The following is a 20765-nucleotide window of genomic DNA, read 5'->3' as shown; positions in this document are numbered from 1 at the left end:
ACGATGACCGAAGCGGCCCGCGTCGGCGATACCATCGGGCACTCCCATGCCCTGGCCGGCATGATTGCCGGCACCCTTGTCGGCGGCCTGATCGCCGCCGCAGGCGCATTGGCGGCGGGGGCGCTGTTCGTCGCCGGCCTGGCGGCTTCCTGTATCGGCGTCGGCGTGCTGCTTATCGGCGCCAGCCTGGCGGTGGGGTATCTCACCGGGGAGGCGGCCACCGCGGCGCGCGACGGCATTGCCGACGCCGGTGCCGGTAGCCTGACCCCCAAAGGCACTATCGTCACCGGCTCCCCCAACGTCTTCATCAACGGCAAACCCGCCGCGCTCGCCACCAACAGCCAGGTGGCCTGCAGCGACGACGGCCCGAGCATGCAGATGGCGCAGGGCTCCGACAAGGTCAGCATCAACGGCCAGCCCGCCTCGCGCGTGGGGGACAAAACCAACTGCGACGCGCAGGTGATGGAAGGTTCGCCCAACGTGTTTATCGGCGGCGGCACCGTCACCACCTTGCCGATCAAGCCCGAAGTGCCGGATTGGCTGTATAAGGTCTCCGATCTGACGCTGCTGTTCGCCGGCCTGGTGGGCGGCGTGGGCGGCGCCGCCGGCAAGCTGGGGGCGCTCGGCAAACTGCTGGGCAAACTGCCCGGCATCAACAAACTGGCGCGCATCGCCTGCCGAGCCGGCACCCTGATGACCGCGACCGCCGCGGTCGGCATTATCGCCCGGCCGGTGGATATCGTCAGCGGCCAGAAATTCCTCGACGGCGAAGACGATCTCGATTTCGTGCTGCCATCGCGCCTGCCGGTCGCCTGGCAGCGCTATTGGCGCAGCGGTAACCCCGGCGACGGCGTGCTGGGCCGCGGCTGGAACCTGTTCTGGGAGAGCAGCCTGCAGCCGTATCAGGACGGCCTGGTGTGGCGCGCGCCTTCCGGCGACTTCGTCGCTTTCCCCAGGGTGCCGCGCGGCCACAAAACCTATTGCGAAGCCGAAAAATGCTGGCTGATGCACAACGACGACGGCAGCTGGCAGCTGTTTGACGTCGGCGAACAGATTTTCCACTACCCGCCGCTGGCGGGCGAGCAGCCGAGCCGGCTCAGCATGATCACCGACGCCATCGGCAACGCCACCTCGCTGTTTTACGACGACGAGGGGCTGCTGAGCGAACTGGTGGACAGCGCCGGGCAGCGCCTGATGTGCCGCTATGCGCAGGGCCGCCTGCGCGAAGTGGCGCTGCAAACCGCCGAAGGCGAACGGACGCTGGCGCGCTACGGTTACGATGAGCAGGGCCAACTGACGACGGTGAGCAACCGCGCCGGTGAGGTAACGCGCCGCTTTGGCTGGCGCGACGGCCTGATGATCAGCCACCAGGACGCCGCCGGGCTGCTGAACGAATACCAATGGCAAGAGATCGACGGCGTGCCGCGCGTGACGGCCTATCGCAACAGCGCCGGAGAATCCCTTGAGTTCGGCTATGACTTCGCCGGCGGGCGCCGCAGCGCGGTGCGCGGCGACGGCAAACGGGCGGAGTGGCGGCTGGATGACGACGACAACGTGGCGCAGTACACCGATTTCGACCAGCGCCGCTACGGCTTTATCTACCAACGCGGCGAACTGTGCAGCGTGCTGCTGCCCGGCGGCGCGCAGCGCCGGAGCGAATGGGATCCTTACGGCCGCCTGCTGTCGGAGACCGATCCGCTCGGTCGCGTGACGCGCTATCAATATTCGCGCAACAGCGGCCGGCTGTTCGCCGTCGCATACCCGGACGGCAGCAGCGAAGCGCAGCACTGGGACACGCTGGGGCGCCCGACGCGCTATGTCGATGCGCTGGGCAATGCCACGCTGTACCGCTATCCGGATGACGAAGAGAGCCTGCCGGCTAGTGTGATCGACGCGCTGGGCGGGGAAGTGAAGCTGGAGTGGGACGCCCGCGGCCAGCTGACGCGCTACACCGACTGTTCCGGCAGCGTCACGGCTTATACCTACGATGCGCTGGGGCAGCTGACGGCGCAGACCGATGCCGAAGGCCACCAGACGCGCTACCGGTGGGATAACGGCGGCCGCCTGCACACCCTGATCCACCCGGATGGCGGCAAAGAGCGCTTTAACTGGAACGCGCACGGCCAACTGGCCGAACATCAGGACGCGCTGGGCAGCCTGACCCGCTGGCAGTACAACGCCCTGGGGCTGCCGGTCAGCATCACCGATCGCATCAACCGCACCCGGCGCTATCACTACAGCCCGCAGGGCTGGCTGACGCGGCTGGAGAACGGCAACGGCGGCGACTACCGCTTCAGCTACGATGCGGTGGGCCGAGTGCTGGCCGAAGAGCGCCCGGACGACACCCGCCACTATTATCGCTACGGCGCGGCCGGGCTGTTGGAGGAGCACCGCGAGGTCGGCCTGCCGGGCAGCGCGGGTGAGCTGACACAGCGCGAACAGCGCTTCCGCTTCGACGAGGCCGGGCAGCTGGTCTGGCGCGGCAACGCCAGCGCGGAATGGCATTACCGTTTCGACGCCATGGGGCGGCTGCGCGAGCTGAACCGCCTGCCGACGGCGAGCGGCGCGGCGCTGGGCATCGAGCCGGACAGCGTGCAGATGCGCTATGACGCCGCCGGGCGGCTGCTTGGCGAGCAGGGCGTGAATGGCGAGCTGCAATACCAATGGGATGCGCTGGCCAACCTGCAGGCGCTGACGCTGCCGCAGGGCGATCGCCTGCAGTGGCTGTATTACGGCTCCGGCCACGCCAGCGCCATTAAATTCAACCAGCAGGTGGTGAGCGAATTCACTCGCGATCGCCTGCACCGGGAAACCGGCCGCAGCCAGGGCGCGCTGCAGCAGCAACGGCGTTACGACGCCATGGGGCGCCGCAGCTGGCAAAGCAGCGCCTTCGGCCACGACAAACTGACCCGGCCGGAAGACGGCGTGCTGTGGCGCGCTTATCGCTACACCGGCCGCGGCGAGTTGGCCGGAGTGAGCGACGCGCTGCGCGGCGAAGTGCACTACGGTTACGACGCCGAAGGCCGCCTGCTGCAACACCGCGAACCCAATCAGGGCAAACCGGGCGCGCGGCTGGTGTACGATCTGGCGGATAACCTGCTGGGCGAGCGCAGCCCGCAGAACGACATCGACGCGCACCTGCCGCTGGCGCCGATTGCCGACAACCGCCTGACGCACTGGCAAAAACTGTTTTACCGTTACGACGCCTGGGGCAACCTGATCAGCCGGCGCAACGGCCTGTACGAACAGCACTACCGCTACGACGCCGACAACCGGCTGGTGCGGGCGCACGGCCGCGGCCCGCAGGGCGAATTCGAGGCGCAGTATCATTACGACGCGCTGGGCCGCCGCAGCCGCAAGGCGGTGCGCTACAAGGGCAAAACCGAACAGACGACCCGTTTCCTGTGGCAGGGCTACCGGTTGCTGCAGGAGCAGCGCGACGACGGCAGCCGCCGCAGCTGGAGCTACGATCCGGCCAGCCCGTGGAGCCCGCTGGCGGCGCTGGAGCAGGCGGGCGACAGCCGCTCGGCGGATATTTACTGGTATCACACCGATCTGAACAGCGCGCCGCTGGAAGTGACCGACGCGGCGGGCAACCTGTGCTGGTCCGGGCAATACGACACCTTCGGCAAGCTGCAGGGCCAGACGGTGGCCGGCGCGGCGAAGCGGCAGGGCGCGCAATATCAGCAGCCGCTGCGCTACGCCGGGCAATACCAGGATGACGAAAGCGGCCTGCACTACAACCTGTTCCGCTACTACGAACCCGAGGTGGGGCGTTTCACCACGCAGGATCCGATAGGGTTGCGCGGCGGGTTGAACCTGTATCAGTATGCGCCGAACCCGCTGATGTGGGTGGATCCGTTTGGGTTGAGTATTGAATGGGTTAATCCATCAGATATCAATTTCTCACAGAGAACAATATCTGCAAATGATTATGCCGAGATCATGAAAAAAGGAGAATGGGATTGGGGGCGTTCTCCTCTAAATGTATTAGAGGTTGATGGCCAATTAGTCACATATGATAATAGAAGGTTAGATGCTGCTTTGGAAGCAGGTGTAGAAAAAGTTGCTGTTCAACGAGTTGACCCTAATGCTGTTCATCCTTCATCTACGACAGGAAAAACATGGCAGCAAAAATTCCAAGAGCGTTTCAAAGACCGCAGAAATGTTAAAGCTGGCGGTGTGGTTCCGGATAAAGGGCTCAATAGCCGACCTAAGAGGTGTCCATAAAAAATGAAGAATGTAATTACTGAACTGTGGGAAGCTGGTGAATTACCGATTAAAAATGCTCTGTATTTTTCAGATGGTAGAGCTGAGTTGATCGATATCATATCCTACCCCACGCCTAAAGTATCTAAATCGGGATGTTTCGATTTTTTTGAGTTCTATGAAAAAAATAAAGATGAGATTACTACTATTGATGTAATAAAAAAAATTAATTTGAGTTGTGGTGGATACTTATGTTTAGGGGAAGGGAGCTATGGTTCAGAAGGTTTTATCGCTTATTTGGATCGCGAAGAAAAACTAGTTTGGGTTGTTTACTCGGAAAACTCCAACCCCTTCGTTTCTGCAACCATATTACATGATTCAACGGTTGCTATAGATTCAAGTGCTGGATTCCGACTGAAGGTCAATGTGCTAAAACCTGAGGAAATGGTGATAGTTTGATTGCTGAGTGTACAGGAATTGAATGAGGAAATAAAGAGCATGGAGGATTGTCATGAGGTTTTTTATCTGTGATGACGCTTATCCGTCTATAGAATCTAATAGTGACTATAGGATACTAACTGACTTTATAAAGGATGATATCCAAAGAGGTTTTTGTGGTGTCAATGAGTTTATTGAGGCTTGTAAACTTGTAAGATCTGGAAATCTGCCATTTTGGGAGGGAACGGGAAACTCTCATACTATAAACTATTAAACCTAATGGTGTGGAGATTTTTAATGAGTACACCGAGGAGTCTATGATTGTTTCGAGTATAGATGAGTTTGAGGGATGCCTTGAACAATGGAAGAGTCTGTTTTTTAATATGGGTGATTTTACAAATGAAACTAAATAAAGAGAATGAGAGAATAGTTCTATCTGGCCATGAAGCGATAGATATATTATCTGAGATAGAGTTTATTTTGATATCATTGCGGAACATTGCACGGCATTATTATACCGATGCAAGTGGGGAAGTAAGTCAGAAGGTGAGAAATGCATATTGTGAGGAAACTACGCAGTTTATTGATAAAAATAATGTTACCGGCCGCTTATCAAAAGTAAGAGGGGTTATTTCTGAACGGTTTAGTCATGAATTAGGGATGGATAATATGGATGATATAGAAAGGGAAATGGAGAAAATGATTTATTGGGAGAAGCCCGTTGACGAATGATGTTTAAATCTATTTGAGAAAATACTTTATGAAATTTATTGATGAAAATATAATTAATGAGTGGGTTTCCCAGCATTATGCTACGATTAACCTTTCTCTATCTATGGCACTATTTGATAAATTATCCGCTCTACCTTGGATAGCTGGGCATCTGGATTTTTCAAAATTAAATAACAGATTGATAAGTGCGCAGGAGGTACTGGATAACGACGATGAAAATCAATATGTTAGAATGAATGAGTGGTTGAAAGGCAGTACATTTGAAAAGTGTTCACACGTATTGTTTTGGTATGGAAAGGTTAACCCTTGTGTGATCTGTGAAACTAGCTTTGGGTTGAGTAACATTGATACTGCATATTGGGGTGTTCCTGGTTGGAACTACATATTTAGCTGTGATTTTGAAAATAATGACATTAAATTGAATTGTGATAATATTTTATCCTTTGATGGAGCTAATCAGTTGGTATTATTAATGCAATAATTTCAACAAAAAAACTCTTTAAAATTAACCTCCGCTAGCTGAACTCCTTTCAGCGAGAGAGAATTACTGAGCCTCATTAGGGGAAGCCGAATAGGCAGATAAAACCACTCCCTCCAACCTGTTACCCCCCCAAACTAAATACCCAATGTGCCGTTAATCAGGGTGCAGCACTGCCCGCCGATCCAGGGCTCGCCGTCAATAAAGCGCACGCTCACGCGGCCATCTCGCTTCAGTTGGGTGCCCTGGCGCACCAGGTAGCCCTGCGCGGTTCGGTCGCCGTCGGGGAAGCGGTTGGCCTTCAGCAAGCGCGCCAGGCAGGCGTTGGCGCTGCCCGTTACCGGATCTTCGATCAAGGCGCCGCATTCCACCATAAATGCGCGCATTTCGTAATCTGCCGGTTCGGCCGCAGAACAGGCGCCATAAATCACTACGCCATCCACATCACAGGCGGTTTGCAACCGTTCGATCATGGTCTGATCCGGCATCACCGCCAGGCAAGATTGCGCATCCGGCAGGCGCATCATCAGCCAGCGGATGCCCATGTCGACAATAACCGGCAGGGTATCGGCTTCAATCACCGCCGGCTGTAAAGCGGCCATCAGCCGTTCTGTTTCCTCAACCGCCATCGCGCGAAAACTGACTTCGGGCGCGGCGAACGCCAATGCGCCTTCCGGCAGGATGTTGATCGCCACCAGGCCGACGCCGCATTCCTGCATCACCGTTCCGGGGCGTTTAGGCGCCAATCCGGCTTCCAGCAGGGCGTGGGCGGTGCCCAGCGTCGGGTGGCCGGCGAAGGGCAGCTCCTTTTCGGTAGTGAAGATGCGCACCTTATAATCCGCCGCCGGGTGCGTCGGTTTAAGCACAAAGGTGGTTTCCGAAAGGTTGGTCCAACGGGCCAATGCCAGCATCTGCGCGTCGTTCAGCCCTTCGGCTTCCAGCACCACCGCCACGGGATTGCCGAGCAGCGGCGTGGCGGTGAAAACGTCCACCTGTTTGTAGGCGCGGGGTGTCACATCATCGCTTCTGAGCATTGGCCATCATCCGTTATCAACAAAACCTGATGATAACGATATTCGCCAATGGCTTCAAAGGGTTGAATTTTGTTTTGGCATACCTGCCCGTCGCCACCTCAGCCCCGGCTTGGCGAACATCACCAGGTTGCCCAGCAGAATCAGGCACAGCCCCAGCACGGCGTTGAAGTGCCACTGGTAGCCTTCGTAGATCGTCGAGATGGTCAGCGCCACCAGCGGGAACAGCAGGGTGCTGTAAGCCGCCGCGCCGGCGCCGATGCGGCCGAGCAGGCTGAAGTAGGCGGCGAAGGCGATCACCGATCCGAAGACAGTCAGGTACAGCAGGGAGCCGATATAGCGGCTGCTGAATTCGATCTGGAACGATGTGCCCTGCGCTAAGGCGATCAGCGCCATCAGCATCGCGCCGTAGGTCATGGCGTAGGTGTTGGTGGAAAAGATATCCAGCCCGCGGCGCTGATGACGCGCGCTGATCATATTGCCCAGCGAGAAGCCGTAGGTGCCGAGCGCGCTCAGACCGATGCCTTTGAGCAGCTCCGGCGCCATGCGGGTGGCGGCCAGGTCTTGCCAGAACAGCGCCACGATGCCGGTCAACCCCAGCAGCGCCGCCGGTAGCAGGTTGGGGCTGGGGCGCTGGCGGAAAAACAGCAGGCTGTTGAGGGCATTGAACAGCACCGCCATCGAGAAGATCACCGATTCCAGCCCGCTGCTGATATAAGCCGCCGCGTGGTAAAAGCAGAAGAAGTTGAAACCGAACACGCAGCAGCCCTGTAGCACGCAGAACAGATGATCGCGGGGGGCGATGCGGCGCAGACGCCGCAGCAACACCAAGACGACGAACATCACCGCGGCGGAAATGGCGAAGCGGTAAGCGATCGAGACAGGAATGGCCACCGGGCCTTCCTGTTGCAGGGTGATCGCAATCCAGGTGGTGCCCCAAATCAGCACCACGGCGAGGTACAACAGCGCATTCATTCTATTCACTCCGAAAAAACCGATGGCGCAGTATCCGCTTTGGCGTGCGGCCGCGCTTGCAGCGCCTTGCGCCCAGTTGCATATTCTTGCGCTTTTTTTGCCAAAAGCGCGGGGCGGCCGCTGGCATGCCGAGGCGCCACTCTTTACACTGTCGGCATGTCGAACAACGGGGCCGACGATGTCCAACTATCAGGCGTTTGAAACACTGCGTGAGCATAAAGCGCGGTTGCACGGCCGCGTGCTGCTGGGCACTGGCGTGGAGCTGGCCGCCTGGTCCAACTGCAACGATCGCGTCACGCAGGAGAGCGCCGACCACCATACCCTGAGCCTGTACGTCGCCGACGGCTATGAGTGTTACCAGCAGGTGCCGGGCGGCTGGCGCAACGGCGGCGGGCCGGATCGGTTCTGCATCATGCCGCGCCAGTATGCATCTACCTGGGATGTGCGCAGCGATCTGTCGTTCGTGCATCTGTATTGCACCGACGGGCATTTGCGCCGGCTGGCGGAGCAAACCTGGGATCGCAGCCCGGCGGCGATCAACGTAGAGCCGCGCAGCTTTGGCGAAGATCCGCAAATTACGCTGCTGTATCGCCAGTTTTTGCTTAACTGCGACTGGCGGGACAGCGCCAATCTGCTGGCGCTCAGCAGCGCGTCGAACCTGCTGATGTCGCACCTGATCCAACGCTACAGCCAGCTGCAGTGGACGCTGCCGCAGGCGCGCGGCGGCCTGGCCCCCGCGGTAGCCAGGCGGGTGCGGGAATATATCGCAAGCCATCTCGATCGGCCGCTGCTGCTGGCCGATCTGGCGGCGCAGGCCGGATTGAGCGAGTACCACTTCGCCCGCATGTTCAAGCATGCCACCGGCCTGGCGCCGCACCAGTTCGTGATGCGCGCGCGGCTGCAACGGGCGGAACAGCTGTTGCGGCATAGCCAACAGCCGATCACCGAGATCGCGCTGGCGTGCGGCTTCAGCTCCGCCAGCCATTTCAGCAACCGCTTCAAGGCGGCCTATGGATTTGCTCCGCTGCAGGTGCGGCAGGGGCGCTAACCGGAAGGGAGTGCAAGCATGGATCAACAATTTGCGGGCCTGGGCGTGTTGTTCGTCGCCGGATTCGGGCCGATCACGCGTGAGAGCGACGCGAGCAAGGCGTTTTATGTCGAGGCGCTGGGGTTGCCGCTCAAGCCGATGCCGGGCAACGAGAGCTATCTGCTGGCCGAGCAGGGCGCGCTGGACGGGGTGAAACACTTCGCCCTGTGGCCGCTGGCGCAGGCGGCGCAGTCCTGTTTTGGCGACGAGCGCTGGCCGGCGGATCTCGCGGCGCCGCAGGCGTGGATCGAATTTGACGTGGCCGACATGGCGATAGCCACCCAAGGGCTAATCGATCGCGGTTATCGGCTGCTGGTCGCCAACCGTGAAGAGCCGTGGGGGCAAAGCGTTACCCGGTTGCTCAGCCCAGAAGGATTGCTGGTTGGCGTCACCTATACGCCCTGGCTGCGTTAAACGCCGCGCCGCCCGCCGCCGTTCTCCCTGCGGCGGGCGGCTTAAGAACAAATTCGCATTAGCTTAAAGCTATCTGCGCTATAGACCTACCGAATCCCCGAGCTATCCCTCATCCTGAAAACAGTAATCCCGTTCATTGCGTAAAAACCAAGGGTCAGAACGCGCTATTGCCACGCCATTTCACGGCGATTTTTCACCCTCTTTTGGCGTCGTCAGGTGCCTGATGGGAATAGAGATTATTCTTATATTTCCGCTAACCGTTAAGAAATAATAATGATTCTCGTTTTCAACCACGGAAAGGAGAAGGAACGATGAAAACAGTGAAGCGAACGGGTATCGCGCTGGCGATAGCCCTGACTTTCCCCCTGGCATTGCCTGCCGCTACGGCGGCGCAAACCTCCCTGACAAACAGTAAGGCGGCGACGATGACGGAAAAACACGGGCAGTTTATTGCGGTTGGTAAAGTGGTGCAGGTGACCTTTGGCGATTTCGCCTTCAAGCTGGATTTTACCGATGACAAGACCATGACCTTCACCGGCATCGGCGAGGCGTCGCAGGGCATCACCGATACCGTGCAGTACACCGCGGTGGAAATTCGGCCGAAGGTCTACATGGTCTACTGGCATGAGCCGCAGTCCGGCGACAACGTGACGCATATCGAGGACTTCGAGCGCGGCGAGGTGTACACCAACATCGCCGCCAAGGACGGCAGCTTCACCCATCTGAAAGGGCAGCTGAAAATTGTAGGTCACTCAGGAAACTAAGGAGCAGTTATGAAAAAGGCATTGATCACCTGTGCGATCGTCGGCGGCCTGCTGGCGAGTTACCCGGCGCTGTCAACGGATCAGGCGGCGTCTTACAAATCGGCCGGCAAGGGCGGTTATCATCATGCTCAGCAAAAGCTGAAGGTGGTGGAAGATCTGTACGCGGGCTTCTTCAACCGCCATGACATCGGCGTGGCGCGGAAGCTGATTGTGGAAAACTACAAGCAGCATAACCCGTTCGTCGGCGACGGCATCAAGCCGTTCCTCGATTTCTTCAGCCAGACCTTCAAAGACAACCCGCAGTACAGCGCTAAAATATACCGCAGCGCGGTCAACGGCGATCTGGTCTACGTTCACGTCAAATATCAAAATAACCCGCAGGATCGCGGCACTGCCAGCGTGGATATTTATCGGGTGAACGATCAGGGGAAAATCACCGAGCATTGGGACGTCAATCAGGATGTGCCGGAAAAATCGGCCAACGACAACACCATGTTCTGATGCAAAAGGGCCGCTGCGGCGGCCCTCTACGCGCCTGCAACACTTTATTTACTTACATAAATACCAAACGTTCATCGCGTCGAGTAGGCTACGGCCGCCTTTGGCAGTGGCGGCACGGTTGATGGGCGTCATTGTCCCGCCACTGCTTGAGGCGCTTCCCTCGCATTCCCCGCTATCCCGCGCGTTTAGGCTGCACTTTTTTGAACTGATGGCGCAGCTGCAGCGCATTGAACAGCACCAATACTGCCGTCACGGCGAACACCCAACGGAACCCCATCATCGCCGAAATGCCCGAACCCAGCAGCGGGCCGACCACGTTGCCCAGATACATAAATGACTGGTTATAGCCGAAGATGCGCCCGGTCACCTGATCGGAGGAATACTTCAGCAGCAGCGCCTGCACCGCCGGCATCAGCGCGCCATCGGCGAAGCCCAGCAGAAAGCGCAGAATGCCCAGCTGCAGCGGCGTATTCACCCAGGCCATCACGGCGAACAGGCCGGTGGTGAACAGCAGCGCGGCGATCAGAATGCGCGCGGTGCCGATGCGATCGCCGAGCCGCCCGAGGCGCGGCGCGGAGATCAGCGCCGCGATGCCGGGCACGGCGGCGATCATGCCGCTGACGAAGGCGATATTGCTGACGTTGCCCGACAGTTCGCGAATGAACAGCGTCAGGATCGGGCTGATGGAGGAGTTGGCCAGCTGGATCATCAGGGTGCAAACGAACAGGGTGACGATCAGCGCCGGATAGGGCAGCGACCGGAATACCGCCTTGCCGCTCAGCTGATCCGCTTTTTTCACCGTGATGCGCCGCTCTTTAATCAGGAACAGCGTCACCAGGAAACTGACGAACATCAGCCCGGAAGTGACGAAAAACACCACCCGCAGCCCCAGATGGTCGGCCATCAACCCGCCCAGCAGCGGCCCGGCGATCACGCCGGAGATCTGCCCGGTCGAGAGTGTGCCCAGCGCCCAGCCGCTTTTATCGCGCGGCGCCTGCGAGGCGACCAGCGCCATGGCGTTGGGAATATAGCCGGACGTCAGCCCCATCAGGGCGCGCAGCGCGAACAGCTGCCACACGTTGGTAGCCAGCCCCTGCAGCGCAATGACGATCGCCATGCCCAGCGAAGCGCGCAGCAGCATCAGCTTACGGCCCTTACGGTCGGCCAGGCTGCCCCACAGCGGCGACACCACCGCCGAGACCAAAAAGGTGCCGCTGAATACCAGCCCGGACCACAGGCTGAGGGATTGATGATCGCTGACGCCAAGTTGTTCGACGTACAGCGGCAGAAAAGGGAGGATTTGGCTCATCGCCAGCCCGGTGAAGAAACACCCGAGCCAGACCGAGATCAGATTGACTTTCCACGCTTCCATCGGCTTATCGTACCACGTTGAATGAGGAGGGATTTGTTAAGCAAAATAATAATAACACTGCAAATTAGTCGGCGAGGGGGCAAATGCGTGAGCAAACGTAACCCTGCCGGCTGCAGTGTCTTTTTGCTATATATTAATAGCTATATTATCATAGATAAATGGGTTAAGCCAGAAGCGCGCGGTGGCCGAACGGGGCGCCATTGACGGCGCGATCCGGCGATGTGAAAGTAGGGACAAACTGGACGTTATCGACTGATGCCAATGAAAAAAGATCATCCTGAAGACGTGACGCTGCTGCGCACGCAGTTAATGTCGCTGGTGCGCCGCATGCGGCGCGAGTCGCGCAGCGACGAAAAATCCTGGGCCCAGCTGATGCTGTTGGGGGCTATCGATCGCCATGGCGGCGAGGCGACGCCGTCGTTGCTGGCGGAGTCGGAGCGTATGCGCTCCTCAAACCTGGCGGCCGCGTTGCGCGAGCTGGAAGCCGATGGGCTGCTGGTGCGCACGCCGGATGCCGAAGACAAACGCCGGGTGCGGGTGCGGCTGACGTCCGCCGGGCTGGGTTTGCTGCAGCAAAGCCGCGCCCGACGCGAGGCGTGGTTGCTGGCGGCGATGGAAAGCTGTCTGTCCGAGCGGGAGCAGGCGCTGTTGCTCGAAGCGGGGGCGCTGATGGCGCGGCTGGCGGCGGCGCCGTCTGCGGAAGCGGACTGATTGCAGGGGCGGCCTGAGTTGCCCCCCAGCGGCGAGATTACGGCATCGGCCAATCGACCGGCATGGTGCTGACCACGTCCACGTAGCGATCCCAGGCCGATGACCAGAATTGGGCGAAGGCTTCGAGGGTGAAGTGAATGCCCATCAGGCCCATCACGAACCAGCAGGCGGTAAACAGGCCCAGGCTGCTGAACATGAACGCCATGCCATTGCGGCTGGTTTTACGGCAAACGACGTTTAACTGGCTGGCGAAGAACATCATCACGGCGCTCAGCAACTCCCAGCGCATCATGATTAAACCGGTGGCAATGGTACTCATCGAACTCGATCCTATGTAACAAAAAGCCGCATCCGGCAGGGCGCCGACAGGAAAATGCGGAGGAGAATAACGGTAATAGTGTGATATGGATCACATTGTAGCATTGAGAGGAACGGCGGCTCAATGGGGCGCGCGGTGAAAAAACGCCGCCGGTAACATTCCAATATGCTGAAACAGTTATGCCATTTCATTAGCAACCTTTTCATGGGGCGTCGCGCCCGATAACGCTATGCTTGCCGGCTTTTCAGTTCCCTGATTTTGCGGGGAAATGTGACGCAAAAGGTATCGGCTCCGCATGGCCCTGTTAAAAGAAAAAATTCGCGACCACTCCGCGGAAGAGATGCTGTTTATCCGCCGGGCGGCCGTGGCGCTGGCGCTGGTGGTGGTCTGTTTCGGCGCGCTGGTCGTCAACCTCTACCGGCTACAAATTCGCCAGCACGGCTTTTACCAGACGCGCTCCAACCAGAATGACATCAAGATGTTGCCGATCGCCCCGAGCCGCGGGCTGATCTTCGATCGCAACGGCATTCCGCTGGTACGAAACGTGACACTGTATCGTATCGAGATCACGCCCAGCAAAATCACCGATATGGCGGCGCTGCTGCAGGCGTTGACGCCGATCGTCGATCTGACGCCGGAAGATATCAGCGCGTTTCGCGACGACATGCACCACAACAGCCGCTACAAGCCGATAACGCTAAAAGCGGGGCTGAACGACACCGAGGTGGCGCGTTTCGCCGTCAATCAATACCGTTTCGACGGGGTGACTATCGATACCTATCAGCAGCGCGAATATCCTTACGGCGCGCAGCTGGCGCACGTGCTGGGTTACGTGTCGAAGATCAACGACAGCGATCTCAAGCGCCTGGACAAGGCCGGGTTGAGCGAGAACTATGCCGCCGATCGCAACATCGGCAAACAGGGCATCGAGGCCTATTACGAGTCCGAGCTGCACGGCACCACCGGCTATCAGGAGGTGGAGGTGGATAACCACGGGCGGGTGATCCGCTTGCTGAAGGAGCAGCCGCCGCAGGCCGGCAAAAACATCTACCTGACGCTGGATCTGCCGCTGCAGCAGTACATCGAATCGGTGCTGAAGGGGCAACGCGCCGCGGTGGTGGTGGAAGATCCGCGCGACGGCGGCATTCTGGCGATGGTCTCCAGCCCCAGTTACGATCCCAATCCCTTCGTCAAAGGCATCGGCTATCAGGCCTATAAGGCGCTGCTCCGCAACCCGGATCTGCCGCTCATCAACCGCGTCACCCAGGGGCTGTACCCGCCGGCGTCGACGGTGAAGCCCTACATGGCGGTTTCGGCGCTGTTTGCCGGGGTGATCACGCCCACCACCACCTTTTTCGGCGCGCCGACCTGGACGCTGCCCGGCACCGAGCGGCGCTATCGCGACTGGCTGAAAACCGGTCACGGCATGCTCAACGTCACCAAAGCGATAGAAGAGTCCGCCGATACCTTCTTTTATCAGGTGGCGTATGAGATGGGCATCGATCGCATTCACCATTGGCTGAGCCAGTTTGGTTACGGCCAGTCGACCGGCATCGATCTGAACGAAGAGTACCGCGGCGTGCTGCCAAGCCGCGACTGGAAGCTGAGGGTGCACAAAAAAGTCTGGTATCAGGGGGATACGGTATCGGTCGGCATCGGCCAGGGATATTGGGTGGCGACGCCTATTCAGATGGTGAAAGCGCTGACTACGCTGATCAACAACGGTAAGGTGAAAACGCCGCACCTGCTGTATTCGCTGCAGCAGGGCAACCGGGTCACGCGTTATCAGCCGCCGACGCAAGCGCTGCAGATTGGCGATCCCCGTTCGCCTTACTGGGGCATTGTGCGCAACGGCATGTATGGCATGGCCAACCTGCCGAACGGCACCGGATACAAGCTGTTCCATACCGCGCCGTACCAGATTGCCGCTAAATCCGGCACCTCGCAGGTGTTCAGCCTGAAGCAAAACCAGACTTACAACGCCAAAATGATTCCGGTGCGGCTGCGCGATCATATCTTTTATACGCTGTTCGCCCCCTACAAAAACCCCCGGGTGGCGATGGCGCTGATCCTGGAAAACGGCGGCGGCGACGGCGTGGTGGCGGGGCCGACCGCGCGCGCGATCCTCGACCACATTTTCGATCCGGCCAACGCGCCGCAGCCCGGCGACGCGGCGCAAACTAAACCGCAGTTAAACGACAGTGCGGATGTGCAACGGTGATGCGGTTTGTTTTTACTTTCTTACAAACTGCAATCTCCTGACCATTTCCGGCAAGGTAGACTGAAATAACACGATAAACCGAATAAAAACGCAGGGTTAACACAACAGTGGCGCCATCGACCAAAAAGAGCGGTAAAACCTATTCCACAGTTCGTTTCGGCTGGATTTGCGCCGGCATGCTGGTCTGTTTTTTTCTGTTGGCGTTCAGGGTCGGTTACCTGCAACTGCTGGAACACCAGCAGTTGGCGAACCAGGCAGATCAGCGCTCGATTCGCACCCAGGTAGTGCCGACCAACCGCGCCATGATCACCGATCGCAACAATGAGGCGCTGGCGGTCAGCGTGTCGTCGAAAGACATCGTGCTGGATCCGAAGCATATTCTCGATACCCAGACCGATACCGGCAACGAACGCTGGCAGAGCATGGCCAACGTGCTGAAGATCCCGCTGGCGGACGTGCAGCATCTGATCCAGAGCAACGCGCACAAACGCTTTGTCTACCTGGCGCGCAAAGTGGAGGACGACAACGCCGCTTATATCAGCAAGCTGCACCTGACCGGCGTCAGCACCGAGCAGGATTTTAGCCGCTTCTATCCGATGGGCCAGGACGCGGCCGGACTGATCGGCATCGTCGGCCAGGACAATCAGGGGCTGGAGGGCATCGAGCTGGGCTTCAACCCGTTGCTGCAGGGTAAAAACGGCCTGCGGGTCTACCAGAAGGACGGCAGCGGCGCGGTGATCGGCGTGATTAAAAGCGTGGATCCGGTTCCACCGCCGAATGTGACGCTCAGCATCGACAAATTTATCCAGTACGTGCTCTATGCGCAGATCCGCGACGGCGTGGTGGCTAACCAGGCCGACTCCGGCTGCGCGGTGCTGGTGAAAATCGACACCGGCGAAATCCTCGGCATGGCCAGCTACCCGTCGTTCAACCCGAACAACTATGGCAGCACGCCGGCGAAAGACATTCGCAACGTGTGCAGCAGCGACAGCTTCGAACCGGGTTCGACGGTGAAACCGGTCGTGGTGATGGTGGGGCTGGAACATAAGCTGATCCGGCCGGATACCGTGTTGGACACCACGCCGTATCGGGTGAACGGTCACCTGATCAAGGACGTCGGCCACTGGTCGAAGCTGACCATCACCGGCGTGCTGCAAAAATCGAGCGACATCGCGGTATCGCACATTGCGCTGGCGCTGCCGGCCACGGTGCTGCCGGCGGTCTACCGCAGCTTTGGCCTGGGGCGGCCGACCGAGCTTGGCATCGGCAACGAGAGCAGCGGCTACCTGCCGCAGCATCGCGAGCGCTGGGCCGATATCGAACGCGCCACGTTCTCCTTCGGCTATGGGCTGCGCGTGACGCCGCTGCAAATGGCGCGCGAGTATGCCGCGATCGGTTCCTTCGGTATTTATCGGCCGCTGTCGATCACTAAGGTGACGCCGCCGGTGATGGGGCAACGCATTTTGCCGGCCGATACGGTCAGGTCCGTGGTGCATATGATGGAAAGCGACGCCTTGCCGGGCGGCAGCGGGGTGAGTGCTGCGGTGCCCGGCTACCGTTTGGCGATCAAAACCGGTACCGCCGAGAAAATGGGCCCCAGCGGCAAATACGACGGCGGCTATATCAACTATACCGCCGGCGTGGCGCCGGCCAGCGATCCGCAGGTGGCGCTGGTGGTGATGGTCAACAACCCGAAAGCCGGCAAGCACTTCGGCGGCTCGGTAGCCGGGCCGGTGTTCGGCAAGATCATGGCCCAGGTGCTGGAGCACATGAATATCCTGCCGGATGCCCAGCCGCTCAATGTGGTGTCGTCGGTTAAAGGGTGAGGATTTAAGCGGGAAGTGAGTGGGTCAGAAAATGTCTGACCCACGCTTCAATACAACGAGTTTAACCTACGGCAGTATTTATTATGGATATGCCTTGAGGTATTGATTGATATTCGACTTGAATGAATTTCTCTGTTTCTAAAATAATATTTCTTATTTGGCGATTCGCAGAGAAGCTTATTTTCTCACCAAGACAATTCCCTCTTTCGTTCACGCCTTAACATGATTTCAACGCATTCCGAACCCGGCAACACCCGCCTATGGGCGGCTGTAATCGTCGTGTCATCAATGCTCGTTAGACTCGCAGCATCCTGGTATTACCGACTAAAAATCATGAATATAAAACTGACACTTGGCCGCAGGGTAAAACCTGCGACGGCGCTGCCGCGCGCGTTTGGCTTCGGCAAAAGTATGGGATTATTAAGCGGCGTAATTTGCGTTATCGCGCTATTTTCTCTGCTGCAATTGTTTTCCACCGTATTTATTTCCAATATTCTGCGCGACGCCAAGATTAACCTGGTGACGGGCGACGCTTTGCATCGCCAGCAGGCGGCGATGGATCGCGCCAGGCTGTCGCTGCTGACGGCCAGCGATACCCTGAACCGTGCGGGCATTTACTATCTGCAGGATAAAGCCACCGGCTCCGACGGCAGCTGGCATAGCCTGCTGGATGAATCGCTGGCGGCGTTGCAGGCTTCAGAGCAGGCCTTCGCCCGGTTTGAGCGCCTGAGCGCGACGGCGCCCGAGGCCGCTGACGCCCTGAAAGGCAGTTATCGCCTGTTCTATGACGGTCTGAAGGAGCAGGCGCAAGGGCTGCAACGCAGCGACAGCATCGATGCGTTTTTCGCCGTGCCGATCCAGGCTTTTCAGGCGGATTTCAACGAGAAGTATCTCGCTTATCAGGCGCTGAACGAACGACGCGGCGATGACGTCAACCTGCGGCAATTGGCGGCGCTGGAGCAGGCCAAAACCTATGCGCTCGGCGCGCTCGCGGCATTGGCGCTGATCGCCGTGGGTGTGTGGTTCGGCGTTGCTCGTTGGGTGATCGCACCGTTGCAAAGGGCGATCGCCCATCTCAACGTGCTGGCCGCCGGCGATCTTTCGCGGCCGTTGCCGCCTGAACGGGCGGTTAACCGCGAAATGCGTCAGTTGCAAACCAGCATTGGCCACATGCAAAACGGCCTGCAGCGGCTGGTGAGTGAGGTGCGCGATGCGGCGAGCGGGATCCTGAACGGCGTCGGGCGGCTGGCGGACGGCAATCGACAGTTGACGGCGCAGTCGGCGAAGCAGGACGGCGAATTGCAGTTGGCGACCGAGCACGTGCAGCAGTTGGCGGCGCGGGTGGAAGAAAACGGCCAATACGCGCAGCTGGCCAATCAACGCACCGAACAGGCCAGGCAGTGCGCCGGCGCCGGTGAAAAGATGATGCAAACCGTCAACGTCTCAATGCAAGGGATCGTCAACCAATCGGCCGAGATGCGCGGCATTGTGGCGCTGATCGACAGCGTGGCGTTTCAGACCAATATTCTGGCGCTGAATGCGGCGATCGAGGCCGCGCACGCCGGCGTTCACGGCCGCGGTTTCGCCATTGTCGCTAAAGAAGTGGGCCTGCTGGCGCAGAAGAGCAGCCATTCTACGCGCGATATTCAGCAGCTGATCAACCGTTCGTTGCAGCAAATCGATCAGGGGTCGCAAGCGGTAGAGCTGCTGGCGGGCAATTTGCGTCAAATTATCGATCTGGTGAACACGTTTAGCGCACTGATGGGGGAGATCTCGCTGGCGTCGCTCAATCAGGGGGAGAGCATTCAGGACGTGACGGCGCGCATCGCCGGGCTGAATCAGGTGGCGCGGCAAACCGGCGCCGTGGTGAACGCGGTGACCGAGGCTTCGCAGTTGCTGCAGGGCGAATCGGAACGATTGGAAAAAGCGATGGCGCGTTTCAGGCTGCTGGCGCAATAAATAACCCTGGCGCAGGTGAATGAATAATAAAGCCGCGCTTAACGTTATTTATTTAGGTTCGCTCCCTGAGGAATTTCAGCGGAGTAAATAAAAGCAGGCCGGCGCGTGTGGATTAAAAAAGCGTCGGCCTGCGGAGGTTATTTTTGGCGGGAGAATTAACGGCTGGTCTGGTGGCCGATGATGCCGCCCAGCGCTGCGCCGCCGAGGGTGCCCAGCGTGCTGCCGTCGGTCAATACCGCGCCGCCCACGGCGCCGACGCCCGCACCGATCGCCGTGTTGCGATCGCGATTGGACATATGCCCACATGCGGTAACGGAAAGCGTCGCCATTACCACCACCAACACACCCGCGGCACGTCTAATATTCATAATGAGTTCCTGGTAAATTGGCTAATTAATGGATTAAAAATAATCCGATTAACTCGCCGGTAGAAGTTGGGATGAATGTATTCCTCCGAAAGAAAATCGAACAGGTAAAAATTCTTAATTTTGGCGCGGTGAAAAGCGATCGCTCGCCGAATGTGCGGCCGTCGGCAAAACCGTTCGGCTATACTGGGAAGACGCCTCACGAGGGGCGGGGCGCACACGCTGGAGGCCGCCATGTCCGAGCTCGTTTCCGCATCCGGCAAACCGGTGAAAATTCCCGGCCCGGACCATCCGATTACGCTGACCCGCCATCCGACGCGGGTCGTGGTGCGCGGCGCTGGCCAAATCCTGGCCGACAGCCGTCATGTACTCATCTTGCAGGAAGCCAACTATCCGCCGGTGTTTTACTTTCCGCGTGAGGATGTGAATATGGCGCTGCTGCATAAAAGCACGCACGTGAGCTACTGCCCTTATAAGGGCGACTGCAGTTATTTCTCCCTCACGCTGAACGGCCCACAGGGGGACAATGTGGCCTGGAGCTATGAAATGCCTTACAACGCCGTGGTGGCGATCAAGGATCATCTGGCATTTTATCCCGACAAAGTCACGGCGATCCGTACCGAAGCCTGAGCCGCCGCCGCCTTCGGGCGGGGGAAGGTTGACATTCCACTTATCCCTACTCATTATGTGTATTACCGGAAATTGATACGCTTTCCTTATGTTTTAATCCGACATAAGCGAAACTCTGAGCAGGTGCCAAGGTGTCTACCTCTACGCGATTTGCCGTTGCCATCCATATTTTGACCAACATCACGCTGTGTCGCGGCCAGACGGTGCGTTCCGAAGATATCGCCCGCAGCGTCAACACCAATCCGACGGTGGTGCGGCGCATTCTCGGGGCGTTGGCGGAGGCGGGGCTGACCTATTCGCAGATGGGGCAAGGCGGCGGGGCGCTGTTGGCGCGGCCGGCGGAAGCGATTTCTCTGCTGGACGTGTATCGCGCGGTGGAGGATCAACCTTATTTCACGCTGCATCGCACCCGGCCTAACGAGGCGTGCTATATCGGCCACGCCATTACCCCGGTGCTGGAGCAAGAGTTTGCGCGCGTCGGTCACGCGCTGGAAGCCAGCCTGGCGCAGACCAGCATCGCCGAAATGGCCGGGCAGGTTGAGCTGCGCGCCGGCTATCCCTTCGTCCCTTGTTCACCGCAATATCAAGCAGATACGCAGTAAAAAATCACGCCAAACCCCGTTCCGCGCAGAGCATTTTTTGCATTGCGTTAATGTAATTGTGTAAGTTACATTAGCTCGCATCAAGTGTGATGTAGCTCACGTTTTAGACTGCCTCCCCACGATAATCGACC

At 58.7% G+C, this 20765-nt stretch carries 19 protein-coding genes; 14 read left to right on the top strand and 5 right to left on the bottom strand.

Annotated elements, in window-relative coordinates:
• Positions 1 to 3 precede the first annotated feature (3 nt).
• The 4 genes from H7A77_RS11150 to H7A77_RS11135 all read left to right on the top strand — a co-directional run bounded on the left by H7A77_RS11150 (position 4) and on the right by H7A77_RS11135 (position 5860).
• On the top strand, positions 4 to 4230 hold the full coding sequence (locus H7A77_RS11150; protein ID WP_255443864.1) for an RHS repeat-associated core domain-containing protein: 4227 nt from the start codon (positions 4 to 6) through the stop codon (positions 4228 to 4230).
• Positions 4231 to 4233: 3 nt separating this feature from the next.
• Positions 4234 to 4668 carry a hypothetical protein gene (locus H7A77_RS11145; protein ID WP_072056078.1) on the top strand — a complete coding sequence of 145 codons (435 nt, stop codon included), beginning with the start codon at positions 4234 to 4236 and terminating at the stop codon, positions 4666 to 4668.
• Positions 4669 to 5046: 378 nt separating this feature from the next.
• Positions 5047 to 5379 carry a hypothetical protein gene (locus H7A77_RS11140; protein ID WP_182074186.1) on the top strand — a complete coding sequence of 111 codons (333 nt, stop codon included), beginning with the start codon at positions 5047 to 5049 and terminating at the stop codon, positions 5377 to 5379.
• Between the two features lie 28 nt (positions 5380 to 5407).
• Positions 5408 to 5860 carry a hypothetical protein gene (locus H7A77_RS11135; RefSeq protein WP_182074185.1) on the top strand — a complete coding sequence of 151 codons (453 nt, stop codon included), beginning with the start codon at positions 5408 to 5410 and terminating at the stop codon, positions 5858 to 5860.
• 134 nt (positions 5861 to 5994) lie between these two features.
• Here H7A77_RS11135 and H7A77_RS11130 read toward each other — a convergent pair whose 3' ends face one another.
• On the bottom strand, positions 5995 to 6891 hold the full coding sequence (locus H7A77_RS11130) for a PhzF family phenazine biosynthesis protein (protein ID WP_182074184.1): 897 nt from the start codon (positions 6889 to 6891) through the stop codon (positions 5995 to 5997).
• A 54-nt stretch (positions 6892 to 6945) separates the two neighbouring features.
• Entirely contained in the window at positions 6946 to 7863 is a 918-nt protein-coding gene (locus tag H7A77_RS11125; protein ID WP_182074183.1) for a DMT family transporter, read from the bottom strand.
• Positions 7864 to 8041: 178 nt separating this feature from the next.
• Here H7A77_RS11125 and H7A77_RS11120 point away from each other — a divergent pair, with 178 nt between their 5' ends.
• From H7A77_RS11120 to H7A77_RS11105, 4 genes are all read left to right on the top strand, one after another.
• The gene (locus H7A77_RS11120) at positions 8042 to 8911 is read left to right on the top strand and encodes a helix-turn-helix domain-containing protein (RefSeq protein WP_033643016.1); all 870 of its coding nucleotides are present in this window, start codon (positions 8042 to 8044) and stop codon (positions 8909 to 8911) included.
• Positions 8912 to 8929: 18 nt separating this feature from the next.
• Positions 8930 to 9364: a glyoxalase/bleomycin resistance/dioxygenase family protein gene (locus H7A77_RS11115; protein ID WP_047026144.1), complete on the top strand. Its 435-nt coding sequence runs from the start codon at positions 8930 to 8932 to the stop codon at positions 9362 to 9364.
• Between the two features lie 311 nt (positions 9365 to 9675).
• Positions 9676 to 10128 (top strand): MoaF N-terminal domain-containing protein, encoded by a 453-nt coding sequence (locus H7A77_RS11110; RefSeq protein ID WP_099783007.1) that lies wholly within the window; start codon positions 9676 to 9678, stop codon positions 10126 to 10128.
• A gap of 9 nt (positions 10129 to 10137) precedes the next feature.
• Positions 10138 to 10629 (top strand): nuclear transport factor 2 family protein, encoded by a 492-nt coding sequence (locus H7A77_RS11105; RefSeq protein ID WP_033643018.1) that lies wholly within the window; start codon positions 10138 to 10140, stop codon positions 10627 to 10629.
• A 172-nt stretch (positions 10630 to 10801) separates the two neighbouring features.
• Here H7A77_RS11105 and H7A77_RS11100 read toward each other — a convergent pair whose 3' ends face one another.
• Positions 10802 to 12001, bottom strand: a complete 1200-nt coding sequence (locus tag H7A77_RS11100; protein ID WP_033650443.1) for a multidrug efflux MFS transporter — start codon at positions 11999 to 12001, stop codon at positions 10802 to 10804.
• Positions 12002 to 12256: 255 nt separating this feature from the next.
• Between H7A77_RS11100 and H7A77_RS11095 the strand changes: the two genes are divergently transcribed.
• Complete coding sequence (locus H7A77_RS11095; RefSeq protein WP_223524949.1) at positions 12257 to 12712, top strand: MarR family winged helix-turn-helix transcriptional regulator; 456 nt, start codon at positions 12257 to 12259, stop codon at positions 12710 to 12712.
• A gap of 37 nt (positions 12713 to 12749) precedes the next feature.
• On the opposite strand, the gene H7A77_RS11090 is transcribed toward H7A77_RS11095, so the two are convergent.
• Complete coding sequence (locus H7A77_RS11090; RefSeq protein WP_046898399.1) at positions 12750 to 13031, bottom strand: YjcB family protein; 282 nt, start codon at positions 13029 to 13031, stop codon at positions 12750 to 12752.
• Positions 13032 to 13326: 295 nt separating this feature from the next.
• Between H7A77_RS11090 and mrdA the strand changes: the two genes are divergently transcribed.
• From mrdA to H7A77_RS11075, 3 genes are all read left to right on the top strand, one after another.
• The gene (mrdA, locus tag H7A77_RS11085) at positions 13327 to 15252 is read left to right on the top strand and encodes a penicillin-binding protein 2 (protein WP_033650441.1); all 1926 of its coding nucleotides are present in this window, start codon (positions 13327 to 13329) and stop codon (positions 15250 to 15252) included.
• 107 nt (positions 15253 to 15359) lie between these two features.
• Positions 15360 to 17078, top strand: coding sequence for a penicillin-binding transpeptidase domain-containing protein (locus H7A77_RS11080; protein WP_033643023.1), 1719 nt, complete (start codon positions 15360 to 15362; stop codon positions 17076 to 17078).
• Between the two features lie 411 nt (positions 17079 to 17489).
• Positions 17490 to 19037: a methyl-accepting chemotaxis protein gene (locus H7A77_RS11075; RefSeq protein WP_182074182.1), complete on the top strand. Its 1548-nt coding sequence runs from the start codon at positions 17490 to 17492 to the stop codon at positions 19035 to 19037.
• A gap of 155 nt (positions 19038 to 19192) precedes the next feature.
• On the opposite strand, the gene osmB is transcribed toward H7A77_RS11075, so the two are convergent.
• Positions 19193 to 19405 (bottom strand): osmotically-inducible lipoprotein OsmB, encoded by a 213-nt coding sequence (gene osmB, locus H7A77_RS11070; protein WP_182074181.1) that lies wholly within the window; start codon positions 19403 to 19405, stop codon positions 19193 to 19195.
• A gap of 231 nt (positions 19406 to 19636) precedes the next feature.
• Between osmB and H7A77_RS11065 the strand changes: the two genes are divergently transcribed.
• Positions 19637 to 20032: a DUF427 domain-containing protein gene (locus tag H7A77_RS11065; RefSeq protein ID WP_047026140.1), complete on the top strand. Its 396-nt coding sequence runs from the start codon at positions 19637 to 19639 to the stop codon at positions 20030 to 20032.
• A 131-nt stretch (positions 20033 to 20163) separates the two neighbouring features.
• The gene (locus H7A77_RS11060) at positions 20164 to 20634 is read left to right on the top strand and encodes an Rrf2 family transcriptional regulator (protein ID WP_033650438.1); all 471 of its coding nucleotides are present in this window, start codon (positions 20164 to 20166) and stop codon (positions 20632 to 20634) included.
• Positions 20635 to 20765: the final 131 nt, after the last annotated feature.

Source organism: Serratia sp. ME47 (assembly GCF_903970925.1).
GTDB classification, from domain to species: Bacteria; Pseudomonadota; Gammaproteobacteria; order Enterobacterales; family Enterobacteriaceae; genus Serratia; species Serratia ureilytica.
This window is presented reverse-complemented; position numbering and strand designations above follow the sequence as displayed.

Coding starts and splice junctions, on each gene's coding strand:
- H7A77_RS11065 (WP_047026140.1), top strand. CDS start 19,637: ATGTCCGAGCTCGTTTCCGCATCCGGCAAACCGGTGAAAATTCCCGGC.
- H7A77_RS11130 (WP_182074184.1), bottom strand. CDS start 6,891: ATGCTCAGAAGCGATGATGTGACACCCCGCGCCTACAAACAGGTGGAC.
- H7A77_RS11125 (WP_182074183.1), bottom strand. CDS start 7,863: ATGAATGCGCTGTTGTACCTCGCCGTGGTGCTGATTTGGGGCACCACC.
- H7A77_RS11150 (WP_255443864.1), top strand. CDS start 4: ATGACCGAAGCGGCCCGCGTCGGCGATACCATCGGGCACTCCCATGCC.
- H7A77_RS11115 (WP_047026144.1), top strand. CDS start 8,930: ATGGATCAACAATTTGCGGGCCTGGGCGTGTTGTTCGTCGCCGGATTC.
- H7A77_RS11075 (WP_182074182.1), top strand. CDS start 17,490: ATGGGATTATTAAGCGGCGTAATTTGCGTTATCGCGCTATTTTCTCTG.
- H7A77_RS11110 (WP_099783007.1), top strand. CDS start 9,676: ATGAAAACAGTGAAGCGAACGGGTATCGCGCTGGCGATAGCCCTGACT.
- H7A77_RS11145 (WP_072056078.1), top strand. CDS start 4,234: ATGAAGAATGTAATTACTGAACTGTGGGAAGCTGGTGAATTACCGATT.
- osmB (WP_182074181.1), bottom strand. CDS start 19,405: ATGAATATTAGACGTGCCGCGGGTGTGTTGGTGGTGGTAATGGCGACG.
- H7A77_RS11095 (WP_223524949.1), top strand. CDS start 12,257: ATGCCAATGAAAAAAGATCATCCTGAAGACGTGACGCTGCTGCGCACG.
- mrdA (WP_033650441.1), top strand. CDS start 13,327: ATGGCCCTGTTAAAAGAAAAAATTCGCGACCACTCCGCGGAAGAGATG.
- H7A77_RS11100 (WP_033650443.1), bottom strand. CDS start 12,001: ATGGAAGCGTGGAAAGTCAATCTGATCTCGGTCTGGCTCGGGTGTTTC.
- H7A77_RS11135 (WP_182074185.1), top strand. CDS start 5,408: ATGAAATTTATTGATGAAAATATAATTAATGAGTGGGTTTCCCAGCAT.
- H7A77_RS11105 (WP_033643018.1), top strand. CDS start 10,138: ATGAAAAAGGCATTGATCACCTGTGCGATCGTCGGCGGCCTGCTGGCG.
- H7A77_RS11090 (WP_046898399.1), bottom strand. CDS start 13,031: ATGAGTACCATTGCCACCGGTTTAATCATGATGCGCTGGGAGTTGCTG.
- H7A77_RS11140 (WP_182074186.1), top strand. CDS start 5,047: ATGAAACTAAATAAAGAGAATGAGAGAATAGTTCTATCTGGCCATGAA.
- H7A77_RS11120 (WP_033643016.1), top strand. CDS start 8,042: ATGTCCAACTATCAGGCGTTTGAAACACTGCGTGAGCATAAAGCGCGG.